At 33.3% G+C, this 22,152-nt stretch carries 13 protein-coding genes; all 13 read left to right on the top strand.

The window, feature by feature from the left end:
• The first annotated feature begins 135 nt into the window (after positions 1-135).
• The 13 genes from panC to FUA24_RS23125 all read left to right on the top strand — a co-directional run bounded on the left by panC (position 136) and on the right by FUA24_RS23125 (position 22,132).
• Positions 136-987 carry a pantoate--beta-alanine ligase gene (gene panC, locus FUA24_RS23185; protein ID WP_148545669.1) on the top strand — a complete coding sequence of 284 codons (852 nt, stop codon included), beginning with the start codon at positions 136-138 and terminating at the stop codon, positions 985-987.
• Positions 988-1,000: 13 nt separating this feature from the next.
• Positions 1,001-1,351 carry an aspartate 1-decarboxylase gene (gene panD / locus FUA24_RS23180; RefSeq protein ID WP_148545667.1) on the top strand — a complete coding sequence of 117 codons (351 nt, stop codon included), beginning with the start codon at positions 1,001-1,003 and terminating at the stop codon, positions 1,349-1,351.
• Between the two features lie 3 nt (positions 1,352-1,354).
• A complete protein-coding gene (locus FUA24_RS23175; protein ID WP_148545665.1) occupies positions 1,355-2,317 on the top strand; it encodes a lysylphosphatidylglycerol synthase transmembrane domain-containing protein in 963 nt (320 codons plus the stop codon).
• Between the two features lie 74 nt (positions 2,318-2,391).
• Complete coding sequence (locus tag FUA24_RS23170; protein WP_148545663.1) at positions 2,392-3,540, top strand: alpha/beta hydrolase; 1,149 nt, start codon at positions 2,392-2,394, stop codon at positions 3,538-3,540.
• On the top strand, positions 3,540-4,898 hold the full coding sequence (gene radA, locus FUA24_RS23165; protein WP_148545661.1) for a DNA repair protein RadA: 1,359 nt from the start codon (positions 3,540-3,542) through the stop codon (positions 4,896-4,898). The genes FUA24_RS23170 and radA overlap by 1 nt, the downstream gene beginning before the upstream one ends.
• A 1-nt stretch (position 4,899) precedes the next feature.
• Positions 4,900-5,559: a hypothetical protein gene (locus FUA24_RS23160; RefSeq protein WP_148545659.1), complete on the top strand. Its 660-nt coding sequence runs from the start codon at positions 4,900-4,902 to the stop codon at positions 5,557-5,559.
• A 234-nt stretch (positions 5,560-5,793) separates the two neighbouring features.
• Complete coding sequence (locus FUA24_RS23155) at positions 5,794-10,194, top strand: lectin-like domain-containing protein (protein WP_148545657.1); 4,401 nt, start codon at positions 5,794-5,796, stop codon at positions 10,192-10,194.
• A 299-nt stretch (positions 10,195-10,493) separates the two neighbouring features.
• Complete coding sequence (locus tag FUA24_RS23150) at positions 10,494-14,702, top strand: LamG domain-containing protein (protein ID WP_148545655.1); 4,209 nt, start codon at positions 10,494-10,496, stop codon at positions 14,700-14,702.
• Between the two features lie 117 nt (positions 14,703-14,819).
• Entirely contained in the window at positions 14,820-18,224 is a 3,405-nt protein-coding gene (gene ileS / locus FUA24_RS23145) for an isoleucine--tRNA ligase (RefSeq protein WP_148545652.1), read from the top strand.
• A gap of 4 nt (positions 18,225-18,228) precedes the next feature.
• A complete protein-coding gene (locus tag FUA24_RS23140; RefSeq protein WP_148545650.1) occupies positions 18,229-18,609 on the top strand; it encodes a TraR/DksA family transcriptional regulator in 381 nt (126 codons plus the stop codon).
• 67 nt (positions 18,610-18,676) lie between these two features.
• A complete protein-coding gene (locus FUA24_RS23135; RefSeq protein ID WP_148545648.1) occupies positions 18,677-19,303 on the top strand; it encodes a lipoprotein signal peptidase in 627 nt (208 codons plus the stop codon).
• Positions 19,304-19,383: 80 nt separating this feature from the next.
• The gene (locus FUA24_RS23130; protein ID WP_148545646.1) at positions 19,384-21,267 is read left to right on the top strand and encodes an OmpA family protein; all 1,884 of its coding nucleotides are present in this window, start codon (positions 19,384-19,386) and stop codon (positions 21,265-21,267) included.
• Entirely contained in the window at positions 21,224-22,132 is a 909-nt protein-coding gene (locus FUA24_RS23125) for a hypothetical protein (RefSeq protein ID WP_148545644.1), read from the top strand. Before FUA24_RS23130 ends, FUA24_RS23125 begins: the two co-directional genes overlap by 44 nt.
• The last annotated feature ends 20 nt before the right edge of the window (positions 22,133-22,152 follow it).

Genomic DNA, 22,152 nt, shown 5'->3' with positions numbered 1-22,152 from the left:
TTTTTTATTTGAGAGTATTTCGAAAAAGCTCATTTTAAAAGGGCTTTTCAAAATAAAAAACACGCAAAAGTACAAAAATTTATGCTAATTGACTGTAAAATCTTAAGTTTGCACCCGTTAATTTTTTATTAAAAAGTGAAGGTTTACTCAGAAAAAGATTTAATAAATAAAGAGATTCAAGACTTAAAGGATAAAAATTTAAAGATTGGATTGGTGCCTACTATGGGAGCTTTGCATAGGGGGCATTTAGCTTTAGTTGAAAGGGCTCTGAATACAAACGACAAAGTGGTTGTTAGTATTTTTGTTAATCCTACACAGTTTGATAATGGTGATGATCTTAAAAAGTACCCAAGAACTTTGGAAAAAGATGTTGATTTGTTAAAAACGCTTTCTGAAGATAATATTTTAGTTTTCGCTCCAACTGTTGATGATATTTACGAGGGTAATACGGTAGCAGAAAAGTTCGATTTTGATGGTTTAGAACATGAAATGGAAGGGAAGTTTAGAGATAATCATTTTGATGGTGTAGGCACAATTGTAAAGCAACTTTTTGAGATTACAATACCGCATAACGCCTATTTTGGTGAAAAGGATTTTCAACAATTACAAATTATCAAAAAACTTGTAGATAAGTACCATATTCCAGTAACAATAATTGGTTGTCCCATATATAGGGAAGATTCTGGTTTGGCAATGAGCTCAAGAAATACAAGATTAAAACCAGAATACTTGGAAGAGGCTCCTTTTATTTATAAAACTTTAACTTCTGCCAAAAATAAATTTGGCATAAAAAGTGCTAATAAAGTTACGGAGTGGGTTGAGAATCAGTTTGCTAAAAATGAATTACTAGAGTTAGAATATTTTATTATAGCTGATACCGAAACCTTAAAACCTGTTAAGAGAAAATCAAGAAAAAAGTCATATAGAGCCTTTATCGCGGCATATGCAGATGATATAAGGTTAATAGATAATATCGCTTTAAATTAATTACCTTTGCCACATGCAAATTCAAGTAGTAAAATCCAAGATTCATAGAGTTAAATGCACTGGTGCAGAACTTAATTACATTGGGAGTATTACCATAGATGAAGATTTAATGGATGCTGCCAATATTATTCAAGGAGAAAAGGTTCAAATTGTAAATAATGATAATGGTGAGCGTTTGGAGACTTATTGTATTCCGGGGCCAAGAAATAGTGGCGAAATTACCCTTAATGGGGCAGCTGCACGTAAGGTTTCTATCGGTGATACTTTAATCCTAATTACCTATGCAATAATGGATATTGAAGAGGCTAAAGTGTTTAAACCATCGTTGGTTTTTCCAGATGAAGCTACTAACTTATTAAAGTAAACCTTGTCTTTAAAAATAAAGAAGATTCTCAAAATAACACTCCCATTGGCATTGGGAGTTTTTTTGGTTTGGTATTCTCTCAAAGAAGTGCCATTATCAAAAATTTATCAATATTGGCAGTCTGCTTCAAAAGGTTGGATAGCATTAGGAGTTGTTTTGGGACTTTTAAGCCATTTATCTCGTGCCTATCGCTGGAGGTTTCAATTAGAACCCTTAGGTTATAATATTAAATTAGGTAATAGTGTTATGGCAGTTTTTGCTACATATTTAATTAACTATACTATTCCTAGAGCAGGAGAAGTGGCTAGGGCTTCAATACTTACAAATTATGAGGGTGTACCCTTTGAAAAAGGTATTGGAACCATAATTTCAGAGAGAATAGCAGACATGATTGTAATGCTTGGTATCATTACAATTACACTTTTTTTGCAGTTTGATTTCATTTATGGCTTTCTTGTTGAAAAGTTTAACCCCACTAAAATAGCTATTGCTTTTGGAGGTTTGTTCATAATTGGACTTTTATTTATTGCGTTAATAAGAAAAAGTCAATCTAAACTTGCTTTAAAAATTAAAGCATTCATTACAGGTTTAATGGAGGGGGCATTAAGCATTTTTAAAATGAAGAAGAAATGGGCATTCATATTTCACACGCTGTTTATATGGGCAATGTATTTGCTGATGTTTTATGTAACTTCTTTGTCAATTTCAGATTTAGGAGGTATACCAACAGGAGCTGTGCTTATTGGCTTTATCTCTGCAAGTTTTAGTATTGCAGCTACAAATGGAGGTATTGGAACATATCCTATTGCTGTTTTTGCTGCATTTTCCATATTTGGAATAGAAAAAGATCCGAGTTATGCTTTTGGCTGGATAATGTGGGCCTCCCAAACATTGCTTATAATTCTCTTTGGTGGCCTATCACTTATTTATTTGCCAATATTTAATAGAACTAAATCAGGTTCATAATATATTAATTTAGAGCTCTTTTCTTTTCTCTAGCTTATTTTATTAACTTTCGCTTAAAATTTTACAATAATATCATGAAACTTATTTGCTCCATTTCTGTGTTGTTTTTAACTTTTGCAACTTCTTTTTCACAAGTTAAATACGAAAATTTCACGTCTTCTAAATTAGGAGAAGACCGACAGATAAAGATTCAATTACCTAGAGGATATAGCTCTAATGTTGAAAAAAACTATCCTTTATTTATTGTTCTAGATGGCGATTATCTTTTCGAAGTCGTTGCTGGAAATGTAGATTACTATTCTTATTGGGAAGATATGCCAGATGCTATTGTAGTTGGTATAAATCAATTTGATAAACGTTTTGATGACTGTATGTATTCAGAACAAAATTCCTTGCCTATTGAAAAAGGTGCTGCTTTTTTTGAATTTATAGGAACAGAGTTGGTGCCTTACCTAGAAAAAAATTATCGTACTACAAATTTCAGAGTGGCTGTTGGTCATGGGGATACTGCAAATTTTATCAATTACTATTTATTAAAAGCCAATCCGTTATTTCAAGCTTATATTGTTGCTAGTCCCGAGTTAGCACCAGGTATGTTAGATTATATTCCCGAAAGATTAGTAAAATTGGAGTCAAAGACATTTTACTTTTTAGCTCTAACAAACAATGATTCTAAATCTATAAGAGACATGGCAGGTGCCATAAATTCGGATATATCTGCAATAGAAAATGAAAATTTGGAGTATTTCTTCAAAGATTTTGAAGGACCTTCTCATTATTCCGTGCCTACTCATACTATTCCCAGTGCAATCGAGAAAATATTTAAAGTTTTTCAGCCCATTACCAAACAAGAATACAAAGAAGTTATTTTAGAGTTAGAAGATTCTCCGGTAGATTACTTGGTAAACAAATATGAAACAATAAATAGTCTTTTTGGGATTAACAAAAAGATACTTATCAACGATTTTAAAGCAATATCAGCCGCTATAGAAAAGAACGAGGCGTTTCAGTATTACGAAGAATTGGGTAAAATGGCTAGAAAAGAATACCCGAAAACGCTTTTAGGAAATTACTATTTAGGTCGATTTTATGAAGAACAAGGCTCTCCTAAAAAAGCTATGAGAACATATCAGTCAGCTTATCTTTTAGAAGAAATAGCCGGTATAACTAAAGATTTAATGCTCGAAAAAGCTGATGCCATTAAAAATGACTTTGGATATTAATGGCAAAAGTTAAAACAACATTTTTTTGTCAGAATTGTGGAGCACAATATGCCAAATGGCAAGGGCAATGCAACTCCTGTAAACAATGGAATACCATTGCCGAAGAGGTTATTGAGAAACCAGAGAAAAGTAGTTGGAAGTCTTCCGAATCTAAAACTAAACGTGTTTCTAAACCTTTAAAAATAAATGAAATTGATGTTTCTGAAGATGCTAGACTTAATAGTTTAGATAAGGAGTTTAATAGAGTTTTAGGAGGAGGTATTGTGCCGGGGTCTTTAACCTTACTTGGTGGTGAACCTGGTATTGGTAAAAGTACTTTGTTGCTACAAATATCTTTAAAACTACCCTATAAGACACTCTATGTTTCTGGAGAAGAAAGTCAGAAACAAATTAAAATGCGTGCAGAACGTATTAATCCAAATAATAGTAATTGTTATATCCTAACAGAAACCAAAACTCAAAACATTTTTAAGCAAATTTCCGAGTTGGAGCCCGATATTGTTATTATAGACTCTATTCAAACCTTGCATAGTGATTATATTGAATCTTCAGCAGGGAGCATCTCTCAAATAAAAGAATGTACTACGGAGTTAATAAAATTTGCTAAAGAAACGGCAACACCTGTTATCTTAATTGGACATATAACAAAAGATGGGCATATTGCTGGTCCTAAAATATTGGAGCATATGGTTGATACTGTACTTCAGTTTGAAGGCGATAGAAATCATGTTTTCAGAATTCTAAGAGCAAATAAGAATAGGTTTGGATCTACTAATGAGCTTGGAATATATGAGATGCAAGGGTCTGGCTTAAGAGAAGTGTCTAATCCTTCAGAGTTGCTAATTTCAAAAAAGGATGAAGAATTATCGGGTAATGCAATAGCAGCTACTTTAGAAGGTATGCGTCCTTTAATGATTGAAGTTCAAGCTTTGGTTAGTACGGCTGTCTATGGAACACCACAACGATCTGCTACTGGGTTTAATGCAAAAAGGCTGAATATGCTTTTAGCAGTCTTAGAAAAAAGAGCAGGGTTTAGACTTGGGGCTAAAGATGTTTTTTTAAATATAACAGGGGGTATAAATGTTGACGATCCAGCAATAGATTTGGCAGTCATTGCAGCTATCCTATCTTCTAATGAAGACGAAGCCTTACAAAACGATTTTTGTTTTGCGGCTGAGGTAGGATTATCTGGCGAAATTAGACCCATTCAGCGTGTGGAGCAACGTATTTTGGAAGCTGAAAAACTGGGGTTTGCTACAATAGTTGTTTCAAAGTATAACAAGTTGTCACTTAGGAACTTAAAAATAAAAGTGCAGTTAATATCTAAAATAGAGGACCTAGTAGATCTTATAGTGTAATATGAAAAAGATATGCTTATTACTAGTCTTCAGCATAGCCTTACTTAAAATAGGGAATTCTTCAAATGTTTTAGAAATAAATGCTTTTGAGAAATACAAAATAGCCACAATTCTTTTTTTAGATGGAACATCAATAAAAGGGTATGGTAAACTGTCTGGGGTACTTAATAAGTATAAAATAAAATTTAAGGTTTCTAAGGATGATAAGCCTGATGTTTGGACAGAATTAATGGTTAAAGGAATTACTTTCCATGATGAATCGGGAGATACAACTTTCCTTTATGTAAAATTGAGCAAAAATGGTTATCCTATATTGCTTGAGCTTGTAGAGGAGGGTGTTGTTAGTCTATTTATGGAAATACGTACACATTGGATTAATTCAAACGTCGATTCAAATACCAATTTCCCAATGCATACCCAAGTTAGTAAAACGATAACGTACTTTTTAAAGCATAACTTAAGTAAAGAGGTTTTAACAACGTCTTCGTCGCAATCTTTGTTTGGAAATGTATCAAGTATTTCTTTTGGTTTTAAAAAGAAGTTAAAAAGGTTTTTTAAGGGTTGTATTGGTATAGAAAACAAATTAGACTCTGGAGAGTTTAATAGACATACGGTTCCAGAGATGGTATATTATTATAATGATTTTTGTACTGATTTATAAAAACTAAATGCAACAAATATGCATTTCGTCGATTTTTATTTCATTTAATCGATAAAAAATTACAGTTTTTCTAGTTTTTAAGAAAGCAATAGTGTAATATTGTGGTTGTAAAGTGTATACTTAACATTTTATAAAATGGATACTTATTCTCTCAAAGTATTTGTAATCCATTGTAACAATAGGTAGTTGTTTAGTATTAGAAAATTTGGTTCTAATGCAAATAACAATTAATCTATGAAAAATTTTGTTCATCAATGTTGGCAACTAGCTTTCTTGGTTTGCGCAACTATTTCATTTAACACATACTCTCAAACAGTAATTGATTTTGAAGATTTTGAATCTGGTAGTTTTCCATTCACCTTATGGCAAGATGGAGGATATGATTGTTTAATGACATCGTATTATGCTATTTCTGGTTCTTATAGTCCTTATATAAGGGATGACAATAGCAGTTCAGTAATGTATACCTCAAGTATCGACTTAACGTCTTATGATTCAGTAACAATAGAGTTCGATTTTAGTTCATGGAGATACGATACGGGGGAAGATTTTTTTATAGAATTTTCTAATGATGGTGGAACTTCCTGGAGTGGTACACCAGTTTTACAATATGTACATGGAACCGATTTTAGTAACAATATAACATATACAGATATTACTGCCACTGCTTTAAATAGCACATATACTTTTACATCAACTTCTAGATTTAGATTTAGATCAGATTGTAATAGAAGTGGCGAAGATATTACTTTAGATAATATTACTATAACTGGTTCTGGAGGTTCTAGTGCAATTGATCAATGTGATCCTGTTGCATCTGGTAATGTGGATACTGATGGAGATGGTATTAGTGATATTTGTGATGTTGATGATGATAACGACGGTTTACTAGATTGTACAGAAAAAGGTATTACTTATGGAACAATTACCGAGGTATTTACTTTAAGCGGAACAGCTACGGAAACTTCAAGCACTGAATTTCAATTAACATCAGCAACGAACAGTCAAGCAGGTGCGGCAACTATTAAAGATAGAATAAATTTTAATAATAGTTTTTCATTCTCATTTAATGCTTTTCTTGGATATAATGATAATGGAGCAGATGGTATAGCTATCATTTTTCACGATGATCCAGCAGGAACCTCGGCCGTAGGAGCAGTTGGAGAAGGTTTAGGAGCTCAGGGTATTCAAAATGGAATAGTTCTAGAGTTAGATACTTATTACAATTCCAATCGTGGAGATATTTCTAATGACCATGGTATGATCTGGGATTCAGACAATCAAACAGACACAGGGTATTTAACTTCACCAACTGATCTTGGAAATATAGAAGATGGTAATTGGCATACAGTAACGATTAATTGGGATGCTTCAACAAACACTATTAATTACTACTATGATAGTACTCTGGCTGGGTCTTATACAGGAGATCTGATTAATAATTATTTTGGAGGAAATAATTTAGTATATTTTGGTTTTTCTGCCTCGACAGGAGGTTCTGTAAATGTTCAGAGTGTTCGTTTTAATAGTGTCTGTGATATTCCACTTTTTATTGATACTGACAATGATGGATTGGCAAATAATCTTGATTTAGATAGTGATAATGATGGTATTCCTGATAACATAGAGGCTCAAACTACTTTAGGTTATATTTTACCTAGTGGAACAGTAAATACTTCTGGTTCATATATTGGGCTTTGGGATAATTATGGTACTGGAATTACACCTGAGGATACAGATACAGATACCATTGATGATTATGTTGATTCAAATAGTGACAATGATGACTATGATGATATTGAGGAAAACGGAATGGCGAATGCTATAAGTTCAACCGATGATGATAATGACGGATTAGATAACGCGTTTGAGACTAATGGAACAAACGATGGAACTTGGGATGTTAATGAAGATATTCACGACCCATCAGATTTGTCAGTTCTACCAGATGCCGATTCTGATGTCAATTCTGGGGGAGATGTAGATTATAGAGATGTTGCACCGGTAGTGGTGTATCCTTCAATTGCCTCAATTGACTTTGATGGGGTTGATGACTATCTTAATGGTAACTCTATTATAGATGGTTTAGGAAATGTAACTATAATGGCATGGGTTAAGATTGACGCTGAAAGCTCAGGCACTTTAAAAGCAACTATAGCAGGAGAAGATACGGGATGTAGATTATATGTAGCAAATGGTAATGAGCTTAGTTTTAGTATAAGAACATCTGCTGGCATTTCAAATAGCATTTCAGGAGGTACTGTTAATTATGGAGAATGGCATCATATTACTGGAGTCTTTTCAAATGTAACAGGAAAACAGACCATTTATGTTGACGGTGAAATAGTAGAAACAGTAACAAACAATAGCCATATTGGTGCTACAATAGATCCTTCTTCAAGTTGGACTGGAGATTTTGAGGTAGGACGTATTTCTAGTTCTATTTCCAATAGGGAATATTTTAATGGTGAAATTGATGAGGTTAGAGTCTATAATCTGGCACTTACCGATTCCCAAATTCAAACACAGATTTATCAAGAAATTCAGGAAAATTCATCCAATGTTAGAGGTTCAATAATTCCAAAAGATATTATGGATTTAGAAACCAAAGTTACAATTCCATGGGCCAATTTATTAGCTTATTATCCCATGACAGATGTAGCTTTGAATCAAGTAACGGACTTTTCTCAAAACAGTAACACCTTAACCATGCATAATATTACTACGGTCTTGGATCAAACGGCACCAATGCCATATAAAACTACCAGTGATGGTACTTGGGATTTAGAAGGGGCTTGGCAGCACGGTAGTGTATGGGATATAGAGAGCATACCAAGTTCAAGGGAGTGGTGTATTGTTAAAATTGAAAATGATGTATCTATTTCAAGTTCTATTTCAACATATGGTTTAATAATTGACAGTGATAAAACGCTTACAGTTAACGGCAATAATTTGGTTAAAAACACAGGATATTTTGAGCTAAATGGTACGCTAGACTTAATGAATGATTCTCAGTTAATTCAAACTATTACTAGTGATTTGGTTACTTCGGCAGACGGAAAAACTTTAAGGAGGCAAGAGGGAACGCCAAGTGCTTTTTGGTATAATTACTGGTCTTCTCCAGTAGGAACTACTGGCGCTACTACTTTAGTAGATAACAATGCATCTACAAATAATCCTAATAATTCACCTTTTAAAATAGGTATGTTAAAGGATGATACTGGATTCGATTGCCAATTTACTTCAAACTATACCGGTAATGGAAGTATAAGTACGTATTGGTTGTATACCTATAAAAACGGCGTAACTTATTGGGATTGGGGGAAATTGACCACTTCCTCAAATATTGAACCGGGAATAGGGTATACACAAAAGGGAACAGGTATACAAGAAAGTGAACAGAAGTATATTTTTCAAGGTAAACCTAATAACGGAACTATTTTGGTAAATGTTGAAGATAAGGGAGGTCCTGGTTCGGTTTCCACTGTCTCTAGAACAAGTTATTTGTTAGGTAACCCTTACCCTTCGGCAATTGATATTCATAAATTCATAGATGATAATGAGGGAATGATTTATGGAGACCTGTATTTATGGCAGCAATGGAGTGGTAGCTCTCATAATCTAAGTCAATATAATGGAGGTTATGCTCAAGTTAATAAGCTTGGCGCCACCAGAGCATACCAATTTGTAGGTATACATGGAGGTGTTGATGAAACCCAACAAAATGGAACATTAGTCCCATCAAGATATTTGCCAATAGGACAGGGATTTGTTGCGGAAATTATTGGGACGGGAAATGTAGAGTTCAATAATTCCCAGCGTGTGTTCATTTTAGAAGAAGATGCAGACGGTAGCTATGAAAGCGGTTCTGTGTTTTTCAAAAATACGAAGTCAAAATCATCTAAAAATAGAACTACATCAAAAAATAATGATAGTAATTCGTCATTTAAAAAAATTCGATTAGAGTTTAATTCTGTGTCGGGACCTGACACACGACGCGAGTTATTGTTAGGGTTTAGTTCAGAAACATCAGATGACTATGATTATGGTTTTGACTCTGAATGTGGTGAAGTAAATAATAATGATTTAAACCTTGATTTAGAAGGTAAAAATTTGAATATTCAGGCTTATGGACCGCTTACTGAAGATAAGGTGGTTCCGCTAAATTTTAAATCATCTGGAGACAATTCATTTGAAATTTCTATAACAGATTTGGTAAACTTTGACGAAACAAATGAAGTTTATCTAAAAGATAATTTAACTGGAGAATACTTCGATTTAAGAAGTAATCAACCCTATAGTTTCTCATCAGAGCAAGGTAAATTTAATGAGCGTTTTGAAATTGTATTCCAATCACAGCAACAATCGTTAAGCGTAGAAGAAACATTAACTAAGGAAAATTTCATTTATTATTCAATTTCTGAGCGTAGATTAAGAGTAAGGAAATTGAAATCTTCTGTTGTAAAATTATCTGTAATAAATATAACTGGACAAACAGTTTTAGAACTATACGACGTGCCTAATCCAGTATTAGAGGCAGGGGTAGAAATGCCGAGAGTAGCTGCAGGAGCTTATATTGTTTACTTACGAACAGATGATAATCAAGTTCTAACCAAAAAATTTGTAGCTAATTAATAAAACATAATACAACCCGATCAATTTCCCTAAATACCCAACCAAAAACCCTAACAAAGGTCAAGACTTTCCGTTTTGACCTTTTTAACTTCAAGATTGTTCTTTTTTTATTAAAATCAGGATAATTTCTTAAAGAATAATGCGTTTTGTCGAATATATTTGTTTTTTAACGATGTTTTGACGTATTATTGTATAATGATTGCTTTGACGACTCTATTTTCTCATTGCAGGAAGGTAAAACGTTATTGAGTTTTCAAATTAGTCCATTTAATAATTATAACGCACGCAAATCTATAGTTATGAAAACCAAAGTATGTTTTTTAATAACTTTTCTAGTTGTAAACTTTGTTGTATCTCAGAATTCAGATGTACAAATAACAGTAAGGTGGCTAGATAACTCCTATGAGAACAAAGTTGAAATTTATAATACAGCCAACGATTTAATTGCAACAATATGTGATGACAACCAGTGTTACGTTTCTTCCCAACAGGGGGTTACAGATAGATACGGTTCAAAGTTTGATTTAGGTTGTGTAACTAATGGTAACAATTACTATGTAAAACTTTACGATATAGCTAACGATGGTTGGCAAGGTACAAGTTATATTTCTGTGGTTGTAGCAGGTGTTGAGGTTATTAATAATGATGGAAGTGGAGCAAATACTTCTGGGCAAACAATATTTTTTAACGTCTCAGGAGGAGACGCAACTTGTAATGCGTTATTAGATACAGATGAAGATGGTATTGTGGATTATTTGGATTATGATGATGATGGAGATGGTTTAACCGATGGAACAGAGAATTTAGGTGAAAATAGATTTGAATGTTCATTACCAGAATTGGCTTTTGAGAACGGAGCTTATGATGCCGCTGCTAGTAGCGGAGCTGTAGATACAGTGGGTGCGGTTTATAGATTTAGTAACTCAATTAACGGACATGATGTTTTAATGGAAATTATTGAGTTAACAGATGCTACAATTAATAACATAGATAATGATACTGTTGATAATCCAACATATTTGCAAACAGAATTAGGACTTACGGGAAGCGGAACACCCGGAGCAACATTTAAATTTACTATTGTAAATGCCGGAACAACAACACCTTCAACAACAATTTTTAGAATAAATGGTATTACATGGGATTGCGATGGAAGTGGAGGTCTAAAAGAATCTGTAGTGTATCATGATGTTGCTGCTTATGGAATTGAAAACCCAAGTTCATTAGAAATTCAAGATTTAGGAGGTGGTGATATTCAAATTAGTGCCTCTGGTTTACAAGAAGGTCCAGGTTTTTCAACATTAAAAGTTTTAAGAGCGTACTATCAATTCATAGGAAACTCTTTCACAATGAGAATGCAAGGAATTAAAACTTACGTTGGAGGTGGAAATAGACAATTTGGAATGTCATTCACCCAATGTGAGTTTCTAGATTTTAACGCAAACTCTTTAAATATCGTACAAGGTGAGGATTTTGATGGTGATGGACGATTTAACCATTTGGATATAGATAGTGATAGCGATGGAATACCAGATAATGTTGAAGCTCAGCCTACGCTTAGTTACATTTTACCAACAGGTAATGTTGGAGTAACAGGGATAGATACGGCATACGGAACAGGAATTTATCCTGAAGATACCGATAGAGACAAAATTCCAGATTTTATTGATACTAATTCAGATAATGATCAATATACAGACATTCAAGAAAACGGAATGGCCGATACCTATACGGCAGCAGATGTTGATGACGATGGTTTAAATGATGCTTTTGAAACCAATGGTGTTAATGATACTGCTTGGGATGTAAATGAAGATATTGAAGATCCTACTGATTTATCAATTTTGCCAGATGCAGATGCCGACTTAAATTCAGGTGGGGATTTGGATTACAGAGATGTTTTTTCTCCTAACCCTCCTGTAAGTGCCACTTTAGATTTTGATGGCGTAGACGATTATGTAGAGTCTGGTTTAGATCTTAGTAACTATGGTCAATTAACAACAATGGCCTGGGTTAGATTAGATGCTGGTTTTTCTTCAACAGGAACGGTATTGAGTCAAGGTGATTTCAAAATTAAAATTAATAGTTCCCGGGTGCCAGTTATAAGCTTAAATGGAGAAGTCGTTACCTTACCTTCCTCACAAGCGCTAACCAATGGCATATGGGCTCATTTAACTACAGTGTTTGATGTTTCGGCTTCATCCAATAGGTTAAAAATATATATAAATGGTCACTATGCTGCGACTTGTGACGATTCCGCTTTGAACTCTAGTATTTCCGCATCTACAGATGCCTTTACAATTGGCAAAGATGCAGCATCAGATTCAGATTATTTTAATGGAGATATCGATGAGGTTCGTGTTTTTGATGTGGCCTTAACCGAATATCAATTACAAAAAATTATATACCAAGAAATACAAGAGGCGTCAAATGTTGTTACTGGTTCTGTTATTCCTAAACCAGTTGTAGATGATGTTACTTCTTCGTCTATTTCATGGTCTAATTTAGTGGCGTATTATCCAATGACTGATATAAAAAACGGATATACAACAGATTATTCGAACAACAGTAATACGGCATATTTTTATAATATTACTACCGTTATGGATCAAACGGCACCAATGCCTTATGAGACTTCTGGGAATGGTAATTTTTCAAGTAGTTCTTCTTGGGTGCACGGAGATCATTGGGATTTAAACTTATTTAGTGCTCCTAATTGTGGAATAGTAAAAGTTAGTCATGATGTTTCACTGAATTCATCTTTGAATACAATGGGGCTAATTATTGATGATGGAGGTACGTTAACAATTAATGGAAATAATTTAGTTCAAAACTCTTGGTATTTTGAACTTAATGGCACTTTAGATTTAATGAATGATTCCCAATTAATTCAAACGAATAAAAGTGATTTAGTTACTTCTGCGAATGGTAAAGCTTTAAGGCGCCAAGAAGGTACTCCAAATATTTACTGGTATAATTACTGGTCTTCACCTGTAGGTGCAACTGGTGCAACTACACTAATAGATAATAATGCCTCAACTAATAATGCCAATAATTCGCCATTTACAATAAGTATGATAAAAGATGGTACCGGTGCAGATTGTTTATTTACCTCAGGTTATGATGGTAATGGGAGTATAAGTACATATTGGTTGTATTCATATAAAAATGGTAGAACCTATTGGGATTGGGTACGCTTAACTACTTCTAGTGCCATAGAACCAGGCGTTGGATATACACAAAAAGGGACAGGAGTGGCTTCCAGTGAGCAACAATATATTTTTGAAGGAAAACCTAATAATGGTACTATTTTAATTGACGTCTTAGACGTTGGAGGACCAGGGTCTGAAGGTAACGTATCAAGAACTTCGTATTTATTAGGAAATCCGTATCCATCGGCTTTAGATGTTCATCAGTTTATAGATGATAATGCTGGGGTAATTGGAGGTGATTTGTATTTATGGCAGCAATGGAGTGGTAGTTCTCATAACTTAAGAGAATACGAAGGAGGTTATGCTCAGGTTAATAAATCTGGAGCAGTTAGAGCTTATCAATTCGTGCCTTTAAGTGGTGGGGGTCATGATGAAACTAAACAAAATGGTACCTTGATACCAACAAGATATTTGCCTATTGGTCAAGGATTTTCAACAGAGATAATTGCTGATGGCACAGTTGAATTTAATAATTCACAACGTGTATTTGCCTTAGAAGATGATGCAGATGGAGATTATGAAAATGGCTCAGTATTCTTTAAAAACACAAAATCAAATTCAAAAGGTCAGGCTGTAGCAAAGACTACAGAGGAAGAGCTAAACCCTTTTAAGAGACTTCGTTTAGAATTTAACACAGTATCTGGTCCAGCTACAAGAAGAGAATTATTATTAGGATTCAGTACTGAAACATCTGATGCCTTTGACTATGGTTACGATGCCGAATGTCATGAATTAAATAACAACGATTTAAACCTAAGTTTTGAAGATAAGAATATGAATATCCAAGCTTTTGGAGATATCACCGATGATAAAGTAGTGCCTTTAAACTTTAAATCCTCTGGAGATAACACGTTTGAAATTAGGTTAACACAAATAGAAAATGTGGATGAATCTCAAGAAATCTATATCAAAGATAATTTAACCGGCGAGTATTTCGATTTAAGAAATAATGAAGCTTATGGGTTTAGTGCTACACAAGGAAAATTCAACGAGCGTTTTGAAATAGTGTTCCAGTCGCAGCAACAATCTCTAAGCGTTGAAGATGCTTTAACGGAAGAAAACCACATGTACTATCTTAAAAGCGATGGAAAACTCTATGTAAAAAAGCTAAAATCTCAAGTTGTTAAAATGGCTGTAGTAAGTGTTACAGGTCAAATAATATTTGAAGTTTACGGCATACCTAATGCAGTTTTAGAAGGAGGTGTAGATTTACCTAAAGTAGCATCAGGAGCTTATGTTGCTTATCTAAGAACAGAAGATAACCAAGTGATTTCTAAGAAAATCATGATACATTAATAACCAACCAAAAACCTGAAAGGAGTCAAAACATTTGTTTTGGCTTTTTTTGTGTTTAAAAACTAAGCATTTCAGGATAAATCATTAAATTCGCATCCTTACAAGATTAATGATTAAATGAGCGCTAAATTTCCTGAATATAAAGGACTTGACTTGCCAAATGTAGCAAATGAGATACTACAATATTGGCAAGAAAATAACATTTTTGATAAAAGTATAACTTCAAAAGAAGGTAAAGAAACTTTCGTTTTTTTTGAAGGACCACCATCTGCAAACGGATTACCTGGTATTCACCATGTAATGGCACGTGCTATTAAGGATATTTTTTGTAGATACAAGACTCAAAAAGGATATCAAGTTAAGCGTAAAGCAGGTTGGGATACTCATGGATTACCTATAGAATTAGGTGTTGAGAAAGAATTAGGAATTACTAAAGAAGATATTGGTAAAACAATTTCTGTAGAAGATTATAACAAGGCCTGTAGAAAAGCTGTAATGCGTTATACAGATGTTTGGAATGACCTAACTGAAAAAATGGGATATTGGGTAGATATGGAAGACCCATATATTACCTATGAACCTAAATATATGGAATCTGTTTGGTGGCTACTTAAACAGATTTACAACAAAGATTTACTTTATAAAGGTTATACCATTCAACCATATTCCCCAAAGGCGGGAACTGGTTTAAGTTCGCATGAGTTAAATCAACCAGGAACCTATCAAGATGTAACCGATACTACAGTTGTTGCACAGTTTAAAGCAAATGCAGAATCTTTACCAGAGTTTTTGCAAAATCAAGGAGATGTTCATTTTTTAGCTTGGACAACCACACCTTGGACATTACCAAGTAATACTGCGCTAACCGTTGGTCCAAAAATAGATTATGTTTTGGTAAAAACGTTTAATCAATACACATTTGAGCCAATAAACGTTGTGTTAGGTAAACCTTTAGTTGGAAAGCAATTTGCTGGTAAGTTCAATCAGGTTGAAGACATTTCGGAATTAGATAGTTATAATTCTGGAGATAAAAAGATTCCTTATTTCGTTGTAAAAGAATTTAAAGGAGCAGATTTAGTCGGAATCACCTATGAACAATTATTGCCATATGTGTTGCCTAATGATAATCCTGAAAATGCATTTAGAGTTATTTCGGGTGATTTTGTAACTACCGAAGATGGTACAGGTATTGTTCATACCGCACCTACTTTTGGTGCAGATGATGCCTTGGTAGCAAAACAAGCTACACCAGAGGTGCCGCCAATGTTAGTTAAAGATGAGAATGATAATTTGGTGCCCCTTGTAGATTTGCAAGGTAAGTTCCGTCCAGAATTAAAAGAGCTGGCTGGAAAGTACGTAAAGAATGAGTATTATACAGATGGTGATGCTCCTGAACGTTCTGTTGATGTTGAAATTGCCATTAAGTTAAAAGAAGAAAATAAAGCCTTTAAGGTTGAAAAATATAAGCACAGTTACCCAAATTGTTGGCGTACAGACAAACCAATTTTATACTATCCATTAGATTCTTGGTTTATCAAAGTAACCGATGTTAAGGATAGAATGTTTGAGTTAAATCAAACAATAAATTGGAAGCCAAAAAGTACTGGAGAAGGTAGATTTGGTAATTGGTTAGCAAATGCTAATGACTGGAATTTATCGCGTTCTCGATATTGGGGTATTCCTTTACCAATTTGGAGATCAGAAGATGGAAAAGAGGCACTTTGTATTGGTTCTGTGGAAGAGCTAAAAGCTGAAATGCAAAAAGCTATTGATGCTGGAGTGTTAGCTGAAGATATTTTTGCCGATTTTGAAGTTGGAAATATGAGTGATGAAAACTATGCAAAGTTAGATCTACATAAGAATATTGTAGATCAAATTACTTTGGTATCACCATCTGGAAAACCTATGAAACGCGAAAGCGACTTAATAGATGTGTGGTTTGATTCTGGTTCTATGCCATATGCACAATGGCATTATCCTTTTGAAAATGCAGATTTAATTGATAAAGGAACAACATATCCGGCAAACTTTATTGCAGAAGGAGTAGACCAAACACGTGGTTGGTTCTATACATTACATGCTATTGGTACTATGGTATTCGATTCTGTGGCTTATAAGAATGTAGTTTCGAATGGATTGGTGTTAGATAAAAACGGACAAAAAATGTCTAAACGTTTAGGTAATGCAGCGGATCCGTTTGAAACATTGGCTAAATACGGTGCAGATGCTACACGTTGGTACATGATTAGTAATGCCAACCCATGGGATAACCTAAAATTTGATCTAGAAGGTATAGAAGAAGTTAAACGTAAATTCTTCGGAACACTTTACAATACGTATTCTTTCTTCAGTTTATATACGAATCTTGATAATTTTAATTATTCTGAAGCTGATATTCCTTTAGCAGAAAGACCAGAATTAGATAGGTGGATTTTATCTGAGTTACACACACTTATTCAGAAAGTTGATGCATATTATGCAGATTACGAACCTACAAAAGCCACTAGAGCAATTTCAGATTTTACGCAAGATTTCTTAAGTAACTGGTTTGTACGATTAAGTAGAAGACGTTTCTGGAAAGGTGATTATGAAACTGATAAAATATCGGCATATCAAACGCTTTACACCTGTATGGTTACTATTGCAAAGTTAGGAGCTCCTGTTGCACCTTTCTATATGGATAAGTTATACCAAGATTTAAATGGAATTACCAAGAAGGAAGCATTTGAAAGTGTACATTTAGCAGATTTTCCAGTATTTGATGAAAGCTTCGTAGATAAGAGTTTGGAGCGTAAAATGGAAAATGCGCAGACCATATCATCTTTAGTATTATCGTTAAGAGCTAAAGAAAAGATTAAAGTACGTCAGCCACTTCAAAAAATAATGATTCCTATTGATAGTGAACAGCAAAAGGAAGAAATCTTAGCCGTTTCAGATTTAATTATGCACGAAGTAAATGTAAAAGAAATTGAGCTTTTAGAAGATGCTTCTGATATTTTGGTAAAACAAATAAAGCCTAATTTTAAAGCTTTAGGACCACGTTTTGGTAAAGACATGAAGTTAATTGCAAACGCTATTAGAGCCTTCAATGCTGAGGATATCAAAAAAATTGAACAATCTGGTGAATTATCACTTGACATTAATGGAAAAAATGTTACTTTAGGGCTTGAAGATGTAGAAATTACATCTCAAGACATTGAAGGCTGGTTAGTTGCTAACGAAGGTGCTTTAACTGTCGCCCTAGATGTTACCATTACAGATGATTTACGAAGTGAAGGAATTGCAAGGGAACTTATTAACCGAATTCAAAATTTACGTAAAGATTCAGGGTTTGAAGTTACAGATAGAATAGATGTAAAACTTCAAAAAGATGAGCAAATAGTGAATGCTATAGACTCAAATATGGCTTATATTAAAACGGAAACGTTGGCAAATGAGCTAGAAATTATAGATGAATTAGATAGTGGTATAGATATCACTTTTGATGATGTAAATACCAAATTGTTTATACAAAAACATTAATATTATGGCAGCTACAAGTGCAAGATACTCAGATGCGGAATTAGAAGAGTTTAGAGCTTTAATACAAGAAAAAATAGATAAAGCACAACATGATTTAGAGCTAATTAAAAGTGCCTATATGAATGATCATAATAATGGTACAGATGATACATCTCCAACTTTTAAAGCATTTGATGAAGGTAGCGAAGTCATGAGTAAAGAATCTAATTCTCAATTAGCTATTCGTCAAGAAAAGTTTATTAGAGATTTAAAAAATGCACTTATTAGAATTGAAAATAAAACCTACGGTATTTGTAGAGTAACAGGTAAGTTAATTAATAAAAAACGTTTAGAGTTAGTACCTCATGCTACGCTGAGTATAGAAGCAAAAAACATGCAGAAGTAATTTACCTTTTTATAAAATTTTAAAAGCGTCTCGTTATTTTATCGAGACGTTTTTGTTTACTAGGCGTATGTCATTAAAAAAATCAGTTATTCTTATCGTTCTTATTTTGCTTATAGATCAAATAAGTAAAGTGTATGTTAAAACGCATTTTCAATTGCAAGAAAGTGTCAAGATTTTTACATGGTTTCAAATCTATTTTATAGAAAATGATGGTATGGCTTGGGGAACAAAAATTAGCGATTTTCTTCCCTTTGTTAATGATAGAACAGCTAAAGTAGCTTTAACTCTTTTTAGAATTGTTGCTATTTGTGGCATAGGATATTGGTTAAATGATGTAGTTAAAAAAGACAAACCGCGAGTTCTAATAATTGCAATTGCCTTAATCTTTGCTGGCGCTTTAGGCAATATAATAGACTCTGTTTTTTATGGTGTCTTGTTTAATGATAGTACCATGGAAGTAGCTTCATTTTTGCCGCAAGAAGGTGGTTATGATGGATTTCTTCATGGAAAAGTTGTCGATATGCTCTATTTTCCACTTTGGAGCGGACGCTTACCAGAATGGATACCTTTTAAAGGCGGTAAATACTTCACTTTTTTTGAACCCGTTTTTAATATAGCCGATGTGGCAATAAGTACTGGTTTTATAATGCTTATTGTTTTTAATAAAAAGGCATTCCCAAAAAAGGAAGCTTAGAGTTAATTTCTAGCGGTAAGTATTTTTCTACTTAAATACTAATGGTTATATTTAGATGACCAATTAAACATAATCCATTAATGAAATTCTTAAAGCTACTCTCGGTTCTCTGTCTTTTAACCTGTTTTACTAATTTAAATGCACAAAACACTTTTGATATTCTATTCCCCCAGAGTAATAGAGATCAAGTGTGTCAGTCTTGCACGAATATATTTAGGCAAAAACCTAAAGAAATTAGGTTTACTGTAGAACGAGAGGGAGCTAATCTATACTTTAGGATAAACGATAAAAAGTGGTTCAATATGCTTTTTAAAAATGCTGGAGATGGTATAGCTGTAGATGTCGTTAGAAAAAGAAGATACGATTGTAATGAAACCGTTGTGGCATCTCAAATAAAGGGATTGCTTCTTAAACCTGTTTATGGTGCTAAACTCAGAGGCATGTTAAAACCTGCAAAAGATGATATGTACCGAGTTCATGTTGGAAGAATTCCCAGTAATTTCTTAGATGAAGAGTTAGAATACAACATATTGTTTTTAAGTAATAAGAACATGTGTAGGTATCAAACTATATATAACTTAGAGGCTTATCCTTGGGAATTACTTGATATGGGAATGTATTTAGATTCACTTACCTATAATACAAAACAAATTAAGCCAAGTTCAAATGAAGGATATGTTTTAAAGAATAAGACATTAAAGTTTACCATTCCTTTTAAAAAGAATAAATCGGAGTATTCACAAGAAGACATAAAACCTATCTATGATTCCTTAAGGTTAACAGACTTTAATATAAAAACCATAAAAATAAAGGCCTATTCTTCAGTTGAAGGCAGTTTAGAGCGTAATGTAGAATTACAAGAGCAGCGCGCCAGTAGTATTGCAAACGCTTTACAGAGTTTTCAGAAGCCAACAATAAAAACACAAATTTCGTCATCAGAAAATTGGGTGGAGTTTCTAAACGATATTAAAAACACTAAGTATAGTAACCTAAGTGCATTAAGTAAAACTAGGATTAAAAGTAAGTTGGTAGGAGCGTTTTCTAAAGAAATGGAACCCATATTAAAGCATCATAGAAAGGCACTTTTAGAGCTAGGCTTAGAGAAGAAGGATAGGTATAAAAACTTGTCGGAATCTGAATTACTTTCTAAGTTCAATGAAGCCATAAGCAAAGAAGATTTAGATGTGGCCAATGAAATTCAAAATTCAATTTTTGAAAAACTTAAGAATAAAGAAATCTCTCCAGATTTTTTAAGAAAGATGAACATTCCTAAACAGGCCAAATTTGCTAAAATCTTTAATAAGAATTCAGCTTACAGATATATGTTAGACGTTAGGCAAGCCCTAATTGTATATAATGAGTTATCTGTTCTCGAAGAAATTGTTCCAAAAAATGGTGAAGTAAAATATAATATTGCAGCTATAAAAATTAAATTATGGCGTTTTAGAGCCATAGAAATAGATGAAACCAAATTGAAAAATCAAATTAATGCACTTAAGAATTATGGAATTGATGCATCGCTTGTTTCCAGAATGATGGTAAACTTTCATATCATTAAAGCAGAGAACCTAATGCGAAAAAGAGACTTTAAAGGAAAGGATGCTTCCGTTTCTTATATACATAAAAACTACAATAAGTTCGTGTTATCTGACTATGACTATTTAAGCTTAGCACAATTTTTTAGTTATTACGCCAATACAGATATGGCAGTAGAGCTATTAGATAAAAAAGTAAGAACCATTGATATAGATGAAAATCTATTGTTTTACTACCTGAACTTAACACTAATAAATAATGAGCTAACGCATCAAACAGATTACAGAACAATGATGTTAAATGCTATTAATATTAACAAGGAGCGCTTTTGCAAACTGTTTAATGCTGTTGAAAATGGAGGGGTTACATTTCAATTGTTAGAAAATGAGTATCTCAAAGATACCTATTGCGAGAATTGTAATGACTAATATGATTGGTAGGCGTTTTGAAAATCCAGGAAAACTAATTTTAGGGTTATTAATTTTAGTATTTTCCTTTTATGGTCATACTCAACCAAAAGAAGAAATAGAGCTTCCTAAGGGTGGTAAGGAGATAGAGTTTAAGCATTTAACAAACTTATATAGTTTATATATTACTAAAAACCAGGAAGTGTATAATGATGGCAAGAAGCTTCAGTATTTCCAAGATGTGGGGTATACTTTGCAACATCAAAAAAACAGTATTGCGCCTGGGGTGTCTTTTAAAACATTAATATATGCAGATAGCAAGGTATACTACAGTTTTATTGAAAAGATAAAATATCAACTCGCTATAGATCCTCGTAGAGTATACTTTATGACCAATGATTTTTACGGTTTTACAGGCATGTATTATAGGTTTACGAGTTATTATAATCAGGAAATTGCAATCGAAAAAATAACGACTCTTGAAGAGGATATTTTTAACGCTGAAAACGGTGAAGAGTTTTTTGTTGACATAGTTAATCCATGGGAATTTGATTTTGAAAAGAATTTGTACGAGGGGAAAAAGAAAGGAGTTGAAAAGACGTTACAAGAGGTGAAAACTGAAGTTATTGAAGTAGGTAAAAACAAATCAATAAACTATAAAGGAGCTATAATTAATGCTGGCAAATTGGAAAACTTAGTAACTCAGAACCAAATTATATTTTTAAAATTTGCTGAAGGTATTTACTATGAGGACTATATTTATTGTATTCAAGAAGTTAAAAGAATTCGAACAGAGTTACGACAAAAAAATAAAAAGGGAGCTTATATTATTGAGCTTTCTTCAAAGCTAATAAACCTGCTAAAAGAAAATAATATAAAACTATAAAAATAGCCCAACTCTTAGAG

The sequence above is a fragment of the Seonamhaeicola marinus genome (assembly GCF_008085455.1).
Note: the sequence above shows the minus strand (reverse complement) of the source record. Positions and strands in the feature narration are given on the sequence as shown.